This is a genomic window from Mycobacterium asiaticum DSM 44297 (assembly GCF_000613245.1).
Lineage (GTDB): Bacteria > Actinomycetota > Actinomycetes > Mycobacteriales > Mycobacteriaceae > Mycobacterium > Mycobacterium asiaticum.
In genome coordinates, this window is sequence record NZ_HG964936.1 from 19,371 (window position 1) to 37,124 (window position 17,754).

15 protein-coding genes and 1 pseudogene are annotated in these 17,754 nt (G+C 67.2%); 8 read left to right on the plus strand and 8 right to left on the minus strand.

What is annotated here, in order from left to right:
- The first annotated feature begins 27 nt into the window (after positions 1 to 27).
- Positions 28 to 1,182 carry a glycosyltransferase family 4 protein gene (locus tag BN972_RS00095; RefSeq protein WP_036351437.1) on the plus strand — a complete coding sequence of 385 codons (1,155 nt, stop codon included), beginning with the start codon at positions 28 to 30 and terminating at the stop codon, positions 1,180 to 1,182.
- A 4-nt stretch (positions 1,183 to 1,186) separates the two neighbouring features.
- On the opposite strand, the gene BN972_RS00100 is transcribed toward BN972_RS00095, so the two are convergent.
- Complete coding sequence (locus tag BN972_RS00100) at positions 1,187 to 1,969, minus strand: YoaK family protein (RefSeq protein WP_051544898.1); 783 nt, start codon at positions 1,967 to 1,969, stop codon at positions 1,187 to 1,189.
- Positions 1,970 to 2,152: 183 nt separating this feature from the next.
- Here BN972_RS00100 and BN972_RS00105 point away from each other — a divergent pair, with 183 nt between their 5' ends.
- Positions 2,153 to 2,464: a helix-turn-helix transcriptional regulator gene (locus BN972_RS00105; protein WP_051544900.1), complete on the plus strand. Its 312-nt coding sequence runs from the start codon at positions 2,153 to 2,155 to the stop codon at positions 2,462 to 2,464.
- On the opposite strand, the gene BN972_RS00110 is transcribed toward BN972_RS00105, so the two are convergent.
- Together BN972_RS00110 and BN972_RS00115 are read right to left on the minus strand one after the other, a co-directional pair.
- Complete coding sequence (locus BN972_RS00110; RefSeq protein WP_051544902.1) at positions 2,461 to 4,125, minus strand: hypothetical protein; 1,665 nt, start codon at positions 4,123 to 4,125, stop codon at positions 2,461 to 2,463. The genes BN972_RS00105 and BN972_RS00110 overlap by 4 nt on opposite strands.
- A 16-nt stretch (positions 4,126 to 4,141) precedes the next feature.
- Positions 4,142 to 5,488 carry a DUF3068 domain-containing protein gene (locus BN972_RS00115; RefSeq protein ID WP_158086308.1) on the minus strand — a complete coding sequence of 449 codons (1,347 nt, stop codon included), beginning with the start codon at positions 5,486 to 5,488 and terminating at the stop codon, positions 4,142 to 4,144.
- Positions 5,489 to 5,660: 172 nt separating this feature from the next.
- Between BN972_RS00115 and BN972_RS00120 the strand changes: the two genes are divergently transcribed.
- Positions 5,661 to 6,827, plus strand: coding sequence for an acyltransferase family protein (locus tag BN972_RS00120; RefSeq protein ID WP_036351444.1), 1,167 nt, complete (start codon positions 5,661 to 5,663; stop codon positions 6,825 to 6,827).
- A gap of 28 nt (positions 6,828 to 6,855) precedes the next feature.
- On the opposite strand, the gene BN972_RS00125 is transcribed toward BN972_RS00120, so the two are convergent.
- From BN972_RS00125 to BN972_RS00135, 3 genes are read right to left on the minus strand one after another with little or no spacing between them, the layout of a single operon-like run.
- Positions 6,856 to 7,611 carry a PP2C family protein-serine/threonine phosphatase gene (locus BN972_RS00125; protein WP_036351447.1) on the minus strand — a complete coding sequence of 252 codons (756 nt, stop codon included), beginning with the start codon at positions 7,609 to 7,611 and terminating at the stop codon, positions 6,856 to 6,858.
- Positions 7,608 to 9,089 (minus strand): AMP-binding protein, encoded by a 1,482-nt coding sequence (locus tag BN972_RS00130; RefSeq protein WP_036351451.1) that lies wholly within the window; start codon positions 9,087 to 9,089, stop codon positions 7,608 to 7,610. Before BN972_RS00130 ends, BN972_RS00125 begins: the two co-directional genes overlap by 4 nt.
- Positions 9,086 to 10,066, minus strand: coding sequence for a phosphotriesterase family protein (locus BN972_RS00135; protein ID WP_036351454.1), 981 nt, complete (start codon positions 10,064 to 10,066; stop codon positions 9,086 to 9,088). Before BN972_RS00135 ends, BN972_RS00130 begins: the two co-directional genes overlap by 4 nt.
- A 125-nt stretch (positions 10,067 to 10,191) precedes the next feature.
- Here BN972_RS00135 and BN972_RS00140 point away from each other — a divergent pair, with 125 nt between their 5' ends.
- The 3 genes from BN972_RS00140 to BN972_RS00150 all read left to right on the plus strand — a co-directional run bounded on the left by BN972_RS00140 (position 10,192) and on the right by BN972_RS00150 (position 13,617).
- Positions 10,192 to 11,913, plus strand: coding sequence for an acyl-CoA dehydrogenase family protein (locus BN972_RS00140; RefSeq protein ID WP_036351457.1), 1,722 nt, complete (start codon positions 10,192 to 10,194; stop codon positions 11,911 to 11,913).
- Between the two features lie 65 nt (positions 11,914 to 11,978).
- Positions 11,979 to 12,671 carry a TetR/AcrR family transcriptional regulator gene (locus tag BN972_RS00145; RefSeq protein ID WP_036351460.1) on the plus strand — a complete coding sequence of 231 codons (693 nt, stop codon included), beginning with the start codon at positions 11,979 to 11,981 and terminating at the stop codon, positions 12,669 to 12,671.
- 7 nt (positions 12,672 to 12,678) lie between these two features.
- A complete protein-coding gene (locus BN972_RS00150; protein WP_036351463.1) occupies positions 12,679 to 13,617 on the plus strand; it encodes a R2-like ligand-binding oxidase in 939 nt (312 codons plus the stop codon).
- A gap of 129 nt (positions 13,618 to 13,746) precedes the next feature.
- On the opposite strand, the gene BN972_RS00155 is transcribed toward BN972_RS00150, so the two are convergent.
- Entirely contained in the window at positions 13,747 to 15,165 is a 1,419-nt protein-coding gene (locus tag BN972_RS00155; protein ID WP_036351466.1) for an NADP-dependent succinic semialdehyde dehydrogenase, read from the minus strand.
- A gap of 138 nt (positions 15,166 to 15,303) precedes the next feature.
- On the opposite strand from BN972_RS00155, the gene BN972_RS00160 reads away from it, so the two are divergent.
- Entirely contained in the window at positions 15,304 to 16,947 is a 1,644-nt protein-coding gene (locus BN972_RS00160) for an acetolactate synthase large subunit (RefSeq protein WP_036351468.1), read from the plus strand.
- On the opposite strand, the gene BN972_RS30055 is transcribed toward BN972_RS00160, so the two are convergent.
- A complete protein-coding gene (locus BN972_RS30055) occupies positions 16,948 to 17,355 on the minus strand; it encodes a TOBE domain-containing protein (RefSeq protein WP_235192404.1) in 408 nt (135 codons plus the stop codon).
- Here BN972_RS30055 and BN972_RS30060 point away from each other — a divergent pair.
- Positions 17,248 to 17,754 (plus strand): annotated as a pseudogene (locus BN972_RS30060) (DUF222 domain-containing protein); the annotation flags it as partial. The gene BN972_RS30055 and the pseudogene BN972_RS30060 sit on opposite strands and share 108 nt — an antisense overlap.

Sequence of the window (17,754 nt, forward strand, 5' to 3'; positions counted from 1 at the left end):
CGGGCGCGGCGGCTAGGCTAGCGAACAATGTCTGACCTGCGCTCCGTGCTGCTGCTGTGCTGGCGCGATACCGGGCACCCGCAGGGCGGTGGCAGCGAGACCTACCTCCAGCGAATCGGCGCCCAGTTGGCGGTCGACGGCGTCGATGTCACCCTGCGCACGGCGCGCTACCCGGGCGCCGCCAAGCGTGAGGTCGTCGACGGTGTGCGCATCAGCCGTGCGGGCGGCCGCTACACGGTCTACATCTGGGCGATGCTGACGATGGCGCTGGCTCGCGTCGGCCTGGGACCGCTGCGCCACGTGCGGCCCGACGTCGTCGTCGACACCCAGAACGGTCTGCCCTTCCTGGCCCGGCTGGTCTACGGGCGACGTGTCGTGGTGCTGGTGCACCACTGTCACCGGGAGCAGTGGCCGGTGGCCGGGCCGGTGCTGTCGAGGGTGGGCTGGTTTGTCGAGTCGAAACTTTCGCCGCGGCTACACCGCCACAACCAGTACGTGACGGTGTCGCTGCCGTCGGCGCGGGATCTGGTGGCGCTGGGCGTGGACGACGGACGCATCGCCGTGGTCCGTAACGGACTTGACGAGGCGCCGTCCCAGACGTTGTCCGGCGCCCGGGCGGCCGGACCGCGCGTGGTGGTGTTGTCCCGGCTGGTACCGCACAAGCAGATCGAGGATGCGCTGGACGCCGTCGCACGATTACGGCCCGACTACCCGGATCTGCATCTGGACGTCGTCGGCGGCGGATGGTGGCACCAGCGGCTCGTCGAGCACGTGCACCGGCTCGGCATCTCCGATGCCGTGACCTTCCACGGCCACGTCGACGACGCCACCAAACATCAACTGCTGCAACGCTCGTGGGTGCACCTGCTGCCCTCACGCAAGGAGGGTTGGGGCCTGGCGGTGGTCGAGGCGGGCCAGCACAGCGTCCCCACCATCGGCTACCGCTCCTCGGGCGGCCTGTCCGACTCGATCATCGACGGCGTCACCGGCGTATTGGTCGACCACCCCAGCGAGCTGGTGGACCGCCTCGACGAGCTGCTGTCGGATCCGGTGCTGCGGGATCAGCTCGGTGCCAAGGCCCAGGCGCGCAGCGTGGAGTTCTCCTGGCGGCAGAGCGCGGAGGCGCTACACACCGTCCTGCGCACAGTGCAGGTGGGCGGGCGCGTCAGCGGCCTGGTCTGAAAATCTAAGCAGTCGCCGGGGCCAGTTCCGGCGCCAACTGTTCCGCCGGGGACGCTTCCTCTACGCTGCTCGCCTTGCGGCTGCGCACCACATAGGCGGCCGCGATGCTCAGGCAGATCGCCGCCGGTACGAGTAGCGCGTAGCCGTCCAGCCCCGTGCCAACCAGCAGGCCGACGGTGGCGCCGCCCAAGAACAGCAGCAGCGTCGTCGTCAGGATCGCTGCCTTCCATTTGTCGATCCCATCCTGGCGGCTGCGGCCGAGCATCAGCCCGAGGTCGGTGACCGTGCCGGTGAAGTGGGTGGTGCGGATCGGCATCCCGCGGAAGCTCGACGTGAGTCCGTTCTGCAGGCCGAGCGCCGCCGCGGCCAGCAGGGCCTGGACGACGGATTGCTCGACTCCGATCACGCTTTTGACCGGTGTTTCCGCCGCTACCACCGCGGCCAGCAGCAAGACCGCTTCCAGCGTGAGCACGGTGGCATGGTGTGAACGTGTCGGGTGCTTGTAGCCACCCATGATGACCCCCGCCACGGCCGCGCCGCCGCCGAAGCCGATCAGAATTGCGGCAAGTACGTGACCTTCGTACAGCCACGGGTTGGCGGTGTTCATGCCCAGCTGGGTCGTGATCCCGGTGAGATTGCCGACGGGGACGGCCAATATCAGCAGGGCGACAGCGTTGACGAAGCCGGCCACAAATGCCAGCGAGGCGCTGTAGACCAGCACAGCGCGACGGGATGAAAGGTCGTCGTCTTTGGCCGAGTAGCGAGCCGAGTCGTTCGTCAGACTCATCAGGACAATCCCTCTCAGCGTTGGACTGGGCGCTGATACGAAGTTTATATAGCGAAAAATACTTCATCAATAAATCTTCGTATGAGTTTGGCTAGAGTGGGGCGGCCCGTGGGGCAACGCAAAACGCACGAGAATTTGCGAAACGGTTTACGCGAAAGAAACAGTAGTAGTATCGGAGTTGTGATGGCTGGCAAGGCGGTGAATCAGGACGAGCGGCGCGACTCGGAGCGCGGGTGGACGTTCCTGACAAATCACGGCCACGTCCTGCTGTGTGTATCCCTGAGTGAGCCGATGACGGCGCGCGAATTGTCGCTGCGGGTGGGCATCACCGAGCGGTCGGTGCAGGCCATCTTGTCCGACCTCACCGACGAGGGATACCTGATCAAATCCAAGGCCGGCCGCCGCAACGTCTACACCCTCAACCCCGATGGCAGGCTGCGGCACCCGCTGGAGTCCGGCCACACCGTCGGCGAGCTCATCGACGCGTTGCGCTAGCCCCCGCGAACCGAGCGCAGCGCCGCGCCGGCGCCGCCAACCAGCAGGAGCCCCAGCCACGCCAGGTGCGCGACGATCGTCACCGTCACCTCCGTCGAGGATGCGCGCGCGGTGTCGCCGCCGATCCGGTACAAGGCCACTTCGCCGTCGCGGTAGACCGGTGGCAGCCCCCGGACGGTACGCGCGGCGGCGCCCACGTCGCCGGCGCTGTCCGATTCCACCACCAGCCACATCACCCCGGCCGCGGCCAAAGCCGACGGCTGCGGCCCAGACAGCAATAGGTCCTGCACGGCGCGGGCGTGCGCCCCCTCGCCGGGCACGATAACCCCGGATATCACCAGATCGCCCGACGTCAGCACCTCCGCCCGGACCCAGCGGGGTAGCGGGTCCAGCACGGGCGCCCGCCCCGCCCAGGCAAACCGCCGCATGCTCCCGGCCGGCAACACCGCCACCGTGCCAGGCTCCCGATTGATCGCCGCCACGACCGCCGCCCAGCCGGGGGGATAACGCACCGCGTCCACCTTCCCCCAGACTCCCCAGGCCAGGTCGGGCAACACCAGAATCAACGCCGCGCAGCACACCGCCGCGGCAGGCCGAAGCCGCCGCCGCAGCACGACGACCGCCCCCGCGCCGGCCAGCGCGTATCCCGGCATGGCCAGCGCCACCCACTTTTGGCCGTCGCGCAACACACCGAACCCCGGCACCGCATCGACCACCGACCGCAACAGCTGCAACCCCGACCCGGTCGCCAGCAACGCCGGCCCCACCACCGCCACCACGGCCAGCACGAGCAGCGGCCGGACCGCGGGCCGGCGCGCCACGTCCGGCAGGCCGATTGCCACCACCCCGAGCAGCACCACCGTCGACAGGACCGCGAAAAGCGTTGCCCGCGAGTCGGGTACGGCCTCGGCGTTCCAGATGCCGCCCAGGCCGGCCAGGCTGCCCAGGGTGCCCAGACCGGGTTCGGCGCGCGGCGCGAACGCGTTCACTCCCAGCGCGTTGGCGGGGGCGTGCGCCGTCAACGACGAGCCCAACACCGACGCCGTCAACCACGGCAACGCACCCACCAGCGCAAAGCCCGACACTGCACCCGCACACACCCAGCGCGTTCGGGCCCGGCCCGGCGCGGCCACGCACACCAGGCCCACCGTCGCGGCGAGCAGCAAACCGGTCGGGGTCAGCCCGGCCGCGGCGACCCAGAACGCCAGCGCGAAGAAACCCGACCCACCGGACCGCAACCCGAGCACCGTCGTAGCCACCCATGGCAGGCAGCCGTAGCCGACCAGCAAGCTCCAATGGCCCTGCAGCAACCGCTCAGCGACGTAGGGATTCCAGATCGCCAGCGTCATCGCCGCCAACTCGCCGCCGGGGCCGGCCTCGGGCAGTAACGCGGCGACCAGTCGCCCCGCTCCCCAACCGGCCAGCCATAACCCCAGCAGCAGCAGCGTCTTGACCACGATCCCGCCGTCGACAACCCGGGATACCAACGCCACCGCGAAATCCTGCGGCGTCGCGCGCGGCGCCGCCGACAAACCCAGCGCGGCATCAGTCAGATATGACCGCGGCGTCGACACCGCGTCGCGCAGCAGCAGATACCCGGGGCTCAGCAGCGGCGCGAGAACGAGCAGCGCCAGCGCCAGGGCGTAACCCGGCCGGGCCACCCTGGCCCACACCCAGTTACGTCCGTTCGGACGGGCCAGGGCTGGACGGTCCTGGCGAACCCGGCGGGGTGGGGCCCGGCTCGGTCGGTCCCGCCTCCGTCGGCGGATCCCGCGGAGGCGGCTCGCCGGAGGCGCTCGACGGTGGCGGGTCGGCGGAGGCGCTGGTCGGTGGCGGTTCCTCCGCCAACTCCGGGCGCTGCGTGGGCAGTTTCTCCGTCTCGGCTTCCGCACCCGGCACCGGTGGCTCCAGCCCGCTGCGGCGCAGGAAGTCGGTGTCGTCACGGTCCAGGCTGGGATCGGTCAGCGCGCTTTCAGTACGCAGGCTGAACGACGCCAGCACCGCGCCACCGACCAGCGCGATCAGGCCGGTGACCGTGAACGTGATCGGCAGCACCCGCGACCACAGCGCCAGCCGGTCCCGCTCGTCGCGCGCGGAGTTCACCTGCGACTCAACCGTCTCGGGGGTGGAGGTGAGCTTGTAGTCGGCCAGCGTCACCTCAGGCTTGAGCGCGTCGCGCGCGTAGTAGTGGTGGGCCTGATCGGTTTCCTTGACGATGGTGCCGGACACCGGGTCCACCCAGAACGTCCGCTTCGCGGTGTAGTAGCGGGTCATGGTGATCTGCTCGGCCGGGTCGCCGGGGATCCCCCACATTCCCGCGCTGGTGGTGATCTTGCGGTCCTCCTCGCCGGCATACAGCGACGGGTAGGCGATCGGGGCCACCAGCTTGCCCTCGCTGTTGACGCCCACGGTCTGGGTGAACCGGTAGGTGGTCAAACCGTTGACATCCTCTTCGCCCTCATAGTTCGCGTCGAACGGCTTCTGCGCGATCGGGTCGAAATAGGGGTACGTCTTGCGTTCGGTGTTGAACGGGAAGCGGTAGGCCAAGCCCTCGTGACGCAGCGGAATCGCGGTCGGCGGGTTCTCGTCGCCGATCCCGCGCGGCTTCTGCACCGACCCTCCGGGGTGCGTCTCGTCCGAGACCGCCATCGCCGTCCTGCGGTTGAGGGTGACGGTGTCGACGATGGCCAGCAGTAACCCGCTGTCCTTCTGCTTGTCGCTGCGCCGGACCGAGCTGCCGACCTGAAGCGTCACCACCTCGGCATTGGCCGGCGCCTCGACGCTGATCTGCTGCTGAGATACCAGCGGCACGTTCTGGTTGACCACCACGTGGTCACCGGACAGCGACGCCGCGTCCAGGGCGGTCCCGTTGCCCTCGCTGATCAGCGTCGCATCGATGTTCAGCGGGATCTTGGTGATCCGGCTACTGGTATAGGTCGACAACAGCAGCGCGGCGATCAGCAGTGCGGCTCCGAGTCCGATTGTCCCGCATGCGGCGATGCGCAACATGACTGCTCGGTTCACGTTGCTGTGACCTCCTTCTGGTCTCCAAGAACGGATGACCCGCTATGACCTGACCAAGCAGCGAGGCAAACCCGTTTGACCCTAACAGCAGAATGTAAGGACCCGCCCGTGCGCGCCGGGTAGTGCGATGTACCCGCTCGGTCACCGAACACGCACGGGCAAACTGTCACCCATGAGCGACGAGCGGCAGGTGGGTGGCACCCGCAGCTTCCTGCCCGCGGTCGAGGGTATGCGTGCGTGCGCGGCCATGGGCGTGGTCGTCACCCACGTCGCCTTTCAGACCGGACACACCAGCGGTGTGGACGGCCGATTGTTCGGCCGCTTCGACCTCGCCGTCGCGGTGTTCTTCGCGCTGTCGGGGTTCCTGCTGTGGCGCGGCCACGCCGCGGCGGCCCGAAATCTGGCGCCGCGCCCGCGCACCGGTCACTACCTCCGGTCACGGGTGGTCCGCATCATGCCGGCCTACCTCGTTGCGGTGGTGGTGATCCTGACCCTGCTACCCGACTCCAACCACGCCAACCTGACCGTGTGGCTGGCGAACCTGACCCTCACCCAGATCTACGTCCCGCTGACACTGACCGGCGGACTGACCCAAATGTGGAGCCTGTCGGTCGAGGTCAGTTTCTACCTGGCCCTGCCGATCATGGCCTTCCTGGCCCGCCGGCTCCCGGTCGCCGCGCGGATCGGCGTCATCGCCGCCCTCGGCGCGCTCAGCTGGGCGTGGGGGTGGCTGCCGCTGGCGGTGCTGGGCGGCGAACCGGGCGCCAATCCGGTGAACTGGCCGCCGGCGTTCTTTTCCTGGTTCGCCGCCGGGATGCTGCTCGCCGAGTTGGTGCACGGTCGGTTCGGCTGGGTGCACCGGCTGGCCCGGCGCAGGGTCGTGATGGCCGTCATCGCCGTGGCGGCCTATCTGGTGGCCGCCTCGCCGCTGGCCGGACCGGCCGGGCTGGTGCCCAGCACGCCCGCGGAATTCTCGGTGAAGACCGCGATGGGCTCGGTGGTGGCGTTCGCGTTGGTGGCGCCGCTGGTGCTGGATCGGCTCGACACCCGCCACCGGTTGCTGGGCAGTCCATTGATGGTGACGCTGGGCCGCTGGTCCTACGGCCTGTTCATCTGGCACTTGGCCGCGCTGGACATGGTGTTCCCGGTGATCGGCGCCTTCGCCTTCAACGGGCACATGCCCACGGTGCTCGCGCTGACGCTGCTGTTCGGATTCGCGATCGCGGCCGTGAGCTACGCCCTGGTCGAGTCGCCGTGCCGGGAAGCGTTGCGCCGCTGGGAGAAACGCGAGAAGCGAGCCCAGACCACCGATGCCGAGGCCGACGCGATAGCGCCGTAGCCGTGCCTAGCCGTGACCTAACCGGGGGTCAGCCGGGGGATATGTTGATCACCAGCGCGGTGATGTTGTCGGGACCGCCCGCCTCCCGGGCCGCCGCGATCAACGCCGCGCAGGCATAGCCAGGATCTGCGTTCGCATCCAGGATCTGGGCCAGCCCGGGTTCTTTCACGACGCCGTGCAGACCGTCGCTGCACAACAGAATCCGGTCTCCGCCTTGCAAGTCCAGCGTGCTGGCATCTGCCCGGGCGGGCGGCTTCATGCCCATGTACTTGGTCACCACGCTGCGGGCGCGGTGCTGGCCGGTGTCCTCCGGGTCGACCTGGTGGGCGTCCACCAGCGCCTGCACCAGGGTGTGGTCACGGGTGAGGCGCTGCAGCTGCTGGTCGCGGCGCAGGTAGGCACGGCTGTCGCCCAGGTGGGCGACCAGGAGTCGCGAGCCGGCCATCAGCGCGGTCACCAGCGTGCTGTTGGCGCCGGCGTAGCGGGCATCGTCCTGCGACTTGGCGTGCAGGTCGTCGGACAGCTCGGAGACCGCGCGGCCCAGCCGCTCGGCGGCATCCGGCTGGTCCCGCTGGTCCATCGGCAGGTGATGAGCGACGTAGCGGGGCAGCACGTCGACCATGGTCTGGGCGGCCAGCGCCCCGTCCCGGCTGCCGCCCACTCCGTCGGCCACCATGAACAGCCATTGGTCGGCGTCCACCCCCCAGCGGTCCTGGTTTTCGGATCGCTGACACCCCACATCGCTGAGGGCCGAATACTGCGCGTCCAACTGGGGCTGGTTCACGGCGGATCCTCCCGGGGTTGGCCAGAGTGTAATCGTGCTACCACCTCATCACGTACAGCCGATCGGCGCGCCTTTCCGGCGTCGTCGCGCAACGGCGTGTCGACGAATTCCACGGTGCGGGGCACCTTGTAGGCGGCCAGGTGGTCCCCGACGAACCGCTGCACGGCGGTGGCGTCCAGCTCCGATCCGGTGACGGCGTGCACCAACGCGTAGGGCACCTGCCCGAGGTCCTCGTCGGGGACGCCAACCACCAAGCACGACAACACGTCCGGGTGCGCGGACAGCGCGTTTTCGATCTCGGCGGGATAGACGTTGTGGCCGCCGACGGTGAACATGTCGACCCGTCGGTCGGACAGGTACAGGAAGCCGTCGGCGTCGAAATAACCGAGGTCGCCCAGTGAATCCCAGCCGTCCCGGCTCTTGGCCTTGACGCCGACGTAGCGGTAGGTCGGCGCGCTGCCCGGGCTGGGACGCATGTAGATCTCGCCGACGACGCCGGGTGGGCACGGGTTGCCGTCGTCGTCGAGCACCTTCATCTCCCCGGCGACCACCTGACCGACCGAGCCCGGGTGGGCCAGCCACTGCTCGCCGTTGATGAACGTCAGCGCCTGCAGTTCGGTGCCGCCGTACAGTTCCCAGAGCGCCTCGGGTCCGAGCAACTTGATCCAGGCCTCTTTGACAGCGGGCGGGCAGGGCGCGCCGACGTGCCAGAACCGCCGGATCGAGGACAGGTCATAGGAATCCGGGTCGGCGTTGTACACCGGCAGCACCCGCTGCATGATCGTCGGCACGGTGGTCAGGAAGGTGACCCGGTGCTCGGCGATCAGCCGGAGAAATTCGTGCGGATCGAACCGGGGCAGCAGCACCAGGTGATGACGCATCAGCAGCGCGATCGTCGCGGTGGTGAACCCGGTGTTGTGGCTCAGCGGCACCGGCACCAGCGTGGTGTCGCCTTCCTGCGCCCCCAGCGGGTAGCCGATGGCGGCCGGCACCCGGCTGTCACCGCCGGCCTCGATCAGCTTGGGGCGTCCGGTGCTCCCGCCGGAGGCCAGCGATTTCCAGGCCGGGGACACCGCCTCCGGCAGCGGCGCGTCCGACTGTGCGTTGTCGACGAAACCCGTTGGCACGCTGGGAATCTCGCCGTTAGGATCGGTTCGCCCGATCAGCAGTGAGCGGGGTTTGAGCTCCACCAGGCCGGCAAACTCCGCATCCGGCATCCGCGGCGACAGCGGTTGCGGAATAGCGCCCAACTTCCAGCACGCCACTGTCGCCTGTACCCATTCGACGGAATTCGGCAGCACGATGCTGACGTAGCTGCCCTGTGTGACACCCCGTTCGGCGTAGGCGCGCGCCAGCCGGTTGGTCGACGCGTCCAGCTGGGCTCGGGTAAGGGTGTGCCCGGCACAGGTGACGGCCGGCTCGTCTGGGGCAAGCTCGGCCAGCCGCGAGATTTGGGTTCCGATCGGCGCTACCGTCACTGATAGGCGCCCTGCCGATCGAAGATTTTGCGCGGGTTCTCGACGAGCATCGTGTGGATCTGCTCGTCGGTGACACCGCGCTCTTTGAGCGCCGGCAGCACGTCGTTGTGGATGTGCAGATAGTGCCAATTCGGCGCCATCTGTGGCACCAATTCTTCGGGCAGCGCGTCGAAGTAGCAGTTGGCGTCGTGCGAGAGCACCATCTTGTCGGCGTGGCCGCGCTCGCACATCTGCGCCACGATGTCCACCCGCTGCTCGAACGGTGAGATGACGTCGAGCCCGAAACGGTCCATCCCGAGGTAGGAGCCGGCGGCGATGAGTTCCTCGAGGTAACCCACATCGGTGCTGTCGCCGGAGTGTCCGATGATGACCCTGGTCAGGTCCACGCCCTCCTCTTCGAAGATGCGCTGCTGCTCGAGGCCGCGCCGCAGGCCGGCGTGGGTGTGCGTGGAGATCGGCACCCCGGTGCGCTTGTGGGCCTGGGCGACGGCGCGCAGCACGCGTTCGACGCCGGGCGTGATGCCGGGCTCGTCGGTGGCGCATTTCAGGATGCCGGCCTTGACGCCGGTGTCGGCAATGCCCTCCTCGATATCGCGGACGAACATGTCGGTCATGATTTCCGGGCCGCCCAACAACCCGCCCGGGCCTTCGTAGTGGAATCGGAACGGGATGTCGTTGTAGGTGTAAAGTCCGGTTGCCACAACGATATTCAGCTCCGTCTCGGCGGCCACCCGGGCGATGCGCGGGATGTAGCGGCCCAAGCCGATCACGGTGAGGTCGACGATGGTGTCGACGCCGCGGGACTTCAGCTCGTTGAGTCGGGTGATCGCGTCGGCCACCCGTTGCTCTTCGTCCCCCCAGGCATCCGGATAGTTGAGCGCGATCTCGGTGGTCATGATGAACACGTGCTCGTGCATGAGCGTGACGCCGAGATCCGCGGTATCAATGGTCCCGCGTGCGGTATTGAGTTCTGACACGCCCTTGATGCTAGGTGGCCGCAGCGGCTTACCAACAGGGTCGTTTTATTCCGGCTCCTGCGGGATTGCAGTACGGTCTACCCGTCCTGCCTACCCTCTTGCCAGACTGCCCGGGAGCCATCCTCATGCTGCTCAACCCCAACAACCTGCAACGCAAATATCCGGACAGCCGTTCGGGCGAGATCATGCAGGCGACGGTGGACTTCTTTGAGAGCCGCGGCAAGGCCAAGCTCAAACACGACGACCACGAGCGCCTCTGGTACTCAGACTTTCTCAACTTCATCGGTCAGAATCGCATCTTCGCGTCGTTGCTGACCCCCGCCGAGTACGGCGCCTCCGATCCAGCCGCGGCCGCTCGTTGGGACACCTACCGGATCAGCGAATTCGCCGAAATCATCGGCTTTTACGGCCTGAGCTACTGGTACCCGTTCCAGGTGACCGCCCTGGGTCTGGGGCCGATCTGGATGAGTGAGAACGAGGACGCCAAGCGCAAGGCCGCGGCTCAGCTGGAGCAGGGGGAGGTGTTCGCGTTCGGCCTGTCTGAGCAAACACACGGCGCCGATGTCTACCAGACCGACATGATCCTCACCCCGTCCGAACACGGCTGGACGGCCAGCGGCGAGAAGTACTACATCGGCAACGCCAACGTGGCGCGGATGGTTTCGACCTTCGGCAAGATCGAGGGCTCGTCGGGCAACCCCGACGAGTACGTCTTCTTCGCCGCCGACTCCCAGCACGATCGGTACGAGCTGAAGAAGAACGTGGTGAATTCGCAGAACTACGTAGCGAATTACGCACTGCGCGAATACCCGGTCACCGAAGCCGACCTGTTGCACCGCGGCATGGGTGCGTTCCACGCGGCGCTCAACACGGTCAACGTCTGCAAGTACAACCTGGGTTGGGGCGCCATCGGCATGTGCACCCACGCCTTCTACGAATCGATCACGCACGCCGCCAACCGGCACCTGTACGGCACCGTCGTCACCGACTTCAGCCACGTACGCCGGTTGCTCACCGACGCCTACGTCCGGTTGGTGGCGATGCGGCTGGTGGCCAGCCGGGCCAGCGACTACATGCGCAGCGCGTCCGCCGACGACCGCCGCTACCTGCTCTACAGCCCGCTCACCAAAGCCAAGGTCACCAGCGAGGGAGAGCGGGTCATCATCGCCCTCTGGGACGTCATCGCGGCGAAGGGCGTGGAAAAGGACACCTTCTTCGAGACGGTAGCCCGCGAGATCGGGTTGCTGCCGCGGTTGGAGGGCACCGTGCACATCAACATCGGGCTGCTGGCCAAATTCATGCCCAACTTTCTGTTCGCCCCGGACACGGCGCTGCCGCTGATTCCTCGCCGCGACGACGCTGCCGACGACACGTTCCTGTTCAACCAGGGACCCACCGGCGGCCTCGGCAAGGTCCGCTTCCACGACTGGCGGGCGCCGTTCGACAGCTACGCGCATCTACCTAATGTCGCGTTGCTGCGCGAGCAGATCGACGTCCTGACCGAGATGCTGGCCAGCGCCACTCCGGATGCCGTCCAGCAGAAGGACGTCGACTTCGCCTTCGGGGTGGGTCAGATCTTCGCGCTGGTGCCCTACGCGCAGCTGATTCTCGAGGAGGCGCCACTCTCGGGCGTGGACGAGGCACTGATCGACGAAATCTTCGGCCTACTGGTCCGCGACTTCAACAGCTACGCGGTCGAACTCAATGACAAAGCCGCCACCACCGACGAGCAGGCCCGGTTCGCACTGCGGATGATCCGCCGGCGGGCCAACGACCCGGCGACCTACGACAAGGTCTGGAAGGACTACGTGCTGCCGCTCAACGGCGCGTACGAGATGAATCCATAAATCCTTGACTGTGAGGTCCCTCACAGTAATATGACCAGTGGTCATAATTGTTGTGAGGGGGCCTCATGCCGACGGTTACCTGGGCCCGTGTCGACCCGGCTCGCAGAGCGGCTGTCATCGAAGCCGCGGAGGCGGAGTTCGGCGCGCACGGCTTCTCCAACGGCAGCCTCAACGTCATCGCCAGGCGGGCCGGCGTGGCCAAAGGCAGCCTGTTCCAATACTTCGCGGACAAACGGGACCTGTACGCATTCATCGCCGACGTGGCCAGCCAGCGGGTGCGCGGGTACGTCGAGGGCATCATCTCGGAGCTGGATCCGACCCGGCCGTTCTTCGACTTCCTCACCGATCTGCTGGACGCCTGGGTGGCCTATTACGCCGAGCATCCCCGGGAGCGTGCGCTGCACGCGGCGGCGACGCTGGAGGTGGACACCGACGCCCGGATCAGCGTCCGAAACGTCATTCACCGGCACTACCTGGAGGTGCTGCGTCCGCTGGTGACCGAGGCACAGCGCCGCGGTGACCTGCGGGCGGACTCGGACACCGATGCGTTGTTGTCGCTGCTGTTGATGATCTTCCCGCACCTGGCGCTGGCGCCGTACATGCGCGGTCTGGACCCAATCCTCGGTTTGGACGAGCCCACCCCCGAGCAGCCGGCGTTGGCGGTGCGCAGGCTGGTCGCCGTCCTCTCCGATGCTTTCTCACCCCGCCGGTCGGCCGACAGCCCTGCGCGGCCGACCAAGATCGCCCAAGAAAGGTAGGGATCACATGACACGAACCAGATCAGGCTCCATGGTGGCCGGCGGCCTCAACTGGGAGAGTCTGCCGCTGAAGCTGTTCGCCGGCGGCAACGCCAAGTTCTGGAACCCGGCCGACATCGACTTCTCCCGCGACCGGGAGGACTGGGAAAAGCTGTCCGACCGCGAGCGCGATTACGCCACCCGGCTGTGCGCCCAGTTCATCGCCGGCGAGGAGGCGGTCACCGAGGACATCCAGCCGTTCATGGCGGCCATGCGCGCCGAGGGCCGGCTCGGCGACGAGATGTACCTGACCCAGTTCGCGTTCGAGGAAGCCAAACACGTCCAGGTGTTCCGGATGTGGCTGGACGCCGTGGGCATGACCGGAGACCTGCACGGTTACCTCGACGACCTGCCCACCTACCGGCAGATCTTCTACGACGTGCTGCCGGATTGTCTCAACGCCCTGACCGATGATCCGTCACCGGCTGCCCAGGTGCGAGCCTCGGTCACCTACAACCACATCGTGGAAGGCATGTTGGCGCTGACCGGCTATTACGCCTGGAACAAGATCTGCGTCGAGCGCGGCATCCTGCCCGGCATGCAGGAACTGGTGCGACGCATCGGCGACGACGAACGGCGCCACATGGCTTGGGGCACGTTCACCTGCCGGCGCCATGTCGCCGCCGACGACACCAACTGGACGGTATTCGAGGACCGGATGAACGAGCTCATCCCGCTGGCGCTGCAGCTTACCGAGGACGGTTTCGCGCTCTACGGTGACGAGCCGCCGTTCGACCTGTCGCCGGCCGACATGCTGCAGTACTCGACCGATAAGGGCATGCGCCGGTTCGGCACCATCAGCAGCGCCCGCGGCCGCCCGGTCGGCGAGATCGACCTGGATTACTCGCCGGTGCAGCTCGAGGACGACTTCGCCGACGAGGACCAGCGCGCGCTGGCCGCCGTATAGCGCGAGCAGACGCGCCGCCAGTTGGCGCGAGCAGACGCGCCGCCAGTTGGCGCGAGCAGACGCAGAATCGCGCGCCGCGAACGGATTGCGTGCGATTCTGCGTCTGCTCGCGGGGGCGCTAGCCGCTGATCACTCGACCGTCTTGCCCGCACCCGCGTCGGGCGCTTCGGACTCGCCAACCCATACCGTCTTGGCGTTGACGAACTCCCGAATGCCGAGGCCGGCCAGCTCACGGCCGTAACCCGATCGCTTGATGCCGCCGAAGCCGAGCTCCGGGTAGGACACCGTCATGCCGTTGATGAACACCTGGCCGGCCTCGATGTCGTTGATGAACCGCTCCTGCTCGGCCTCGTCGTTGGTCCACGCGTTGGACCCGAGTCCGAAGCTGGTGGCATTCGCGATCTTGATGGCCTCGTCGATGTCCGCCGCGCGGTAAACCGAGGCGACGGGGCCGAACACCTCCTCCTTGTACAGCGCCATGTCCTCGGTGATGTCGGTGATCACCGTCGGCGGGTAGTACCAACCCGGACCCTCCGGCTTCTCGCCGCCGACGCGGATCTTTGCCCCCGCCGCGGCCGCATCCTCGACCTGCTTGGCGATTTCGTCCCGGCCCGACTCGGTGGCCAGCGGACCCACGTCGGTGTCCGGGTCGGTCGGGTCGCCGACCTTCAGCCCGCGCATCTGCTCGGAGAACTTGTCGACGAATTCGTCGTAGATGTCGGCGTGGACGATGAACCGCTTAGCCGCGATGCAGGACTGGCCGTTGTTCTGGACGCGTGCCTTGACCGCGGTCTTGACCGCCTCGTCGAGATCCGCCGACGGCATCACGATGAACGGGTCGCTGCCGCCAAGTTCCAGGACGGTGGGCTTGATCTCGTCACCGCAGATGGCGGCGACGGATTGACCGGCCGGTTCGCTGCCGGTGAGGGTTGCGGCCGCGATTCTGGGGTCGCGCAGGATCCGCTCGATCGCGCCCGACGGGATGAGCAGCGTCTGAAAGCAACCGTCCGGGAAGCCGCCGCGGCTGATCACGTCGGCCAGGTACAGCGCGGACTGCGGCACGTTCGAGGCGTGCTTGAGGATGCCGACATTGCCCGCCATCAGGGCCGGTGCGGCGAACCGCACCGCCTGCCACAGCGGAAAGTTCCACGGCATGATGGCCAGCACCACGCCGAGCGGCTGGTAGCGGACGTAGGCGCGCTTCGCTCCGACCTTCGAGGCTTCCGCCGGCTCGTCGGCGAGCAGCTTCTCGGCGTTCTCGGCGTAGTAGCGAAAACCCTTCGCGCATTTGAGCGTTTCCGCCTTGGCCGACGCCAGGGTCTTGCCCATCTCGAGGGTCATCATCGCGGCGACGTCGTCGGCTTCCTTTTCCAGCAGGTCAGCCGTGGCATTCGCCCATTCGGCCCGCTGGGCGAAGGTGGTGCTGTGCCGGTAGTCGAGGAAGCGTTCGTAGGCGCGGGCGATCGCAGCGTCGACTTCCTCGTCCGTGGCGGGGTTGAAGGTCTTGACTGTCTCGCCGGTGGCCGGGTTGATGGTGGCTATTGGCACGCTGACATCCTTCGTCTTGGGGTACTTGAGAGGGGTCGATATATCTAGCCTGCCACTACTGTCGAATTGTCGGTTCCTCAGTGGTTCGATCCGCGAACCGCTTCGTCACCGACAGGCGTGGCGAAAGGGAGGTGGCGGATGACCACAGCGTCCGAGCTGATCGTCAAGTGCCTGGAAAACGAGGGAGTTTCCGTCGTCTTCGGCATCCCCGGTGAGGAGAACATTCGCCTCATCCAGGCCCTGGCGGCATCCGATATTCGTTACGTGCTGACCAGGCACGAGCAGGCCGCGGCGTTCATGGCCGAGATGTACGGGCGGGTCACGGGGCGCGCCGCGGTGGTGTCGGCGACCCTGGGTCCCGGCGCGATCAACATGCAACTCGGTGTCGCCGACGCGACCACCAACAGCACCCCGATGGTGGCGATCTCGGCCCAGGTGGGTCAGGACCGCGAGTACAAGGAATCCCACCAGTACGTCGACTTGGTGTCGATGTATGCCCCGATCACTCGGTGGGCCGCCGATGTGCCGACCGCGCACGCCATCCCCGAGATGGTCCGCAAGGCCTTCAAGCTCGCCGAGACCGAACGACCGGCGGCGGTCTACCTGGCCATCCCGGAGCACATCGACCAGGATGACGCGGACTACGAGCTCGCGCCCTTGCCGCGCAGGGTCGTTCGCGCCGAGGCGCCGGCGCCGCGGCAGGTAGCGCGCGCGGTCGACGTCCTGCGCAACGCGAAACGGCCGGTGGCCCTGGCGGGGCACGGGGCGGCGCGCAGCGATGCGACCGCCGCGCTGGTCCGGTTCGCCAAGGAGACCGGAATTCCGGTGGCCAATACATTCCACGGCAAGGGCGTCATGCCCGACGACGACCCGAACAGCATCGGGACGCTGGGATTCATGCGCCACGACTACGTCAACTTCGGGTTCGACAACGCCGACGTCGTGATCGCGGTCGGCTACGAACTGCAGGAGTTCGACCCGGTCCGGATCAACCCCAAGGGCGACAAGAAGATCATCCACATCCATCGGTTCCCGGCCGAGGTCGACGCGCACTACACGGTCGAGGTCGGAATCATCGGCGACATCAACGACTCGCTCAACGAACTGGCCGAAGCCCTCGACGGTCAGCGTTTCGACGACTCCGACGTCCCGGGGTCCGGTCTGTTGGAGGAGGAATTCGCCCGCGGCCAACAGGATTCGAGTTTCCCGCTGACACCGGCTCGGGTGGTCGCCGATACGCGTGCGGCCCTGGGGCGCGATGACGTCGTGCTCGTCGACACCGGCGCCACCAAGATGTGGATGGCCCGGCTCTACCCCACGTACGAGCGCAACACCTGCCTGATCTCAAATGGGTTGTCCACCATGGGGTTTGCCCTGCCGGGCGCGCTCGGGGTGAAGTTGGCCCGGCCGGACGCCAAGGTGCTGGCCGTGGTGGGCGACGGAGCCTTCCTGATGAACTCCCAGGAGATCGAGACCGCGGTGCGAGAGAAGATTCCGCTGGTGGTGTTGATCTGGGAGGACGGCGGTTACGGCCTGATCGAGTGGAAGATGGACCTCGAACTCGGTGAACACCACTACATCTCGTTCAACAACCCCGACGTGGTCAGCTACGCGAAAGCCTTCGGCGCCAAGGGGTATCGCATCGAGAAGGCCGACGATCTGTTGCCGACGCTGCGGAAGGCGCTGGACGACGACGGGGTGTCGCTGATCGCCTGCCCGGTCGACTATTCGGAGAACCTGCGGTTGACCGATCGGCTGGGGGAGCTGGACGAGACGCTGTAGTTACGAGGTCTTTTCGGGCACTTCCACGATGACGGTGGTGGCCTTGACAACCTCCACCGCAATGCTGCCGGGCTCCAGTTTCAGCTCCCGCGCTGCCTGAGCGCTCATCAGCGACACACGGTGTATGGCGCCGGCACGGGGGTGGTGGCGGCGGAGACGGATGCCCGAAAACTGGCGCAAAGTATCGGGATAGCAGTCGGTTTGGGTAATAAACTTGTCAGTGCCTCCGCATAGCATGTGGGCATGATTTCGAGTTCGCGTGAGGAGATCGTGGGGGTCTTCGATGCGCTCGATGCCGAGGTGGATCGGTTGTGTGCGTTGTCCTTTGACGCTCTCACCACACCCGAACGGCTCAACGCTCTGGAACGCCTGGAGCGGGTGGCTCGGCGGCTGCGGGTCCCGCAGCATGGGTTGATCAACGAACTCGGCGCCCAAGCCGGCACGGAAGAACTCGGGTGGCACGTTAACGTGCGCGTTGGCGGATCGGTTGCGGATCACCAAGGCCGAGGCGGGCCGGCGTATCGCCGAGGCCGAAGATCTGGGTCCGCGGCGGGCGTTGAGCGGGCAACCGTTGGCGCCGCTGTTGATCGCGACCGCGGCCGCCCAGTGCCGGGGCCTGATCGGGGACGCCCATGTGAAGGTGATCCGCCGGTTCTTCGCCCACCTGCCCGCCCAGGTGGATGTGTTCACCCGTGCGGCCGCCGAGGCCGATCTGGCCGGCCGGGCGTGTGAGTTTCGCCCCGATCAGGTCGCGGCCTACGCCCGCAAGCTCATGGGAACGTTGGACCCCGACGGCGACTTCTCCGA

Excerpts from the sequence above, each read along its gene's own strand:
- BN972_RS00120 (WP_036351444.1), top strand. The coding sequence starts at position 5,661 with ATGAGCGACGAGCGGCAGGTGGGTGGCACCCGCAGCTTCCTGCCCGCG.
- BN972_RS00105 (WP_051544900.1), top strand. The coding sequence starts at position 2,153 with ATGGCTGGCAAGGCGGTGAATCAGGACGAGCGGCGCGACTCGGAGCGC.
- BN972_RS30055 (WP_235192404.1), bottom strand. The coding sequence starts at position 17,355 with ATGCTGCGGGACCCGCAGCCGCCGAGCCACCCGCTCCAGGCGTTCCAG.
- BN972_RS00095 (WP_036351437.1), top strand. The coding sequence starts at position 28 with ATGTCTGACCTGCGCTCCGTGCTGCTGCTGTGCTGGCGCGATACCGGG.
- BN972_RS00145 (WP_036351460.1), top strand. The coding sequence starts at position 11,979 with ATGCCGACGGTTACCTGGGCCCGTGTCGACCCGGCTCGCAGAGCGGCT.
- BN972_RS00100 (WP_051544898.1), bottom strand. The coding sequence starts at position 1,969 with ATGAGTCTGACGAACGACTCGGCTCGCTACTCGGCCAAAGACGACGAC.
- BN972_RS00140 (WP_036351457.1), top strand. The coding sequence starts at position 10,192 with ATGCTGCTCAACCCCAACAACCTGCAACGCAAATATCCGGACAGCCGT.
- BN972_RS00160 (WP_036351468.1), top strand. The coding sequence starts at position 15,304 with ATGACCACAGCGTCCGAGCTGATCGTCAAGTGCCTGGAAAACGAGGGA.
- BN972_RS00150 (WP_036351463.1), top strand. The coding sequence starts at position 12,679 with ATGACACGAACCAGATCAGGCTCCATGGTGGCCGGCGGCCTCAACTGG.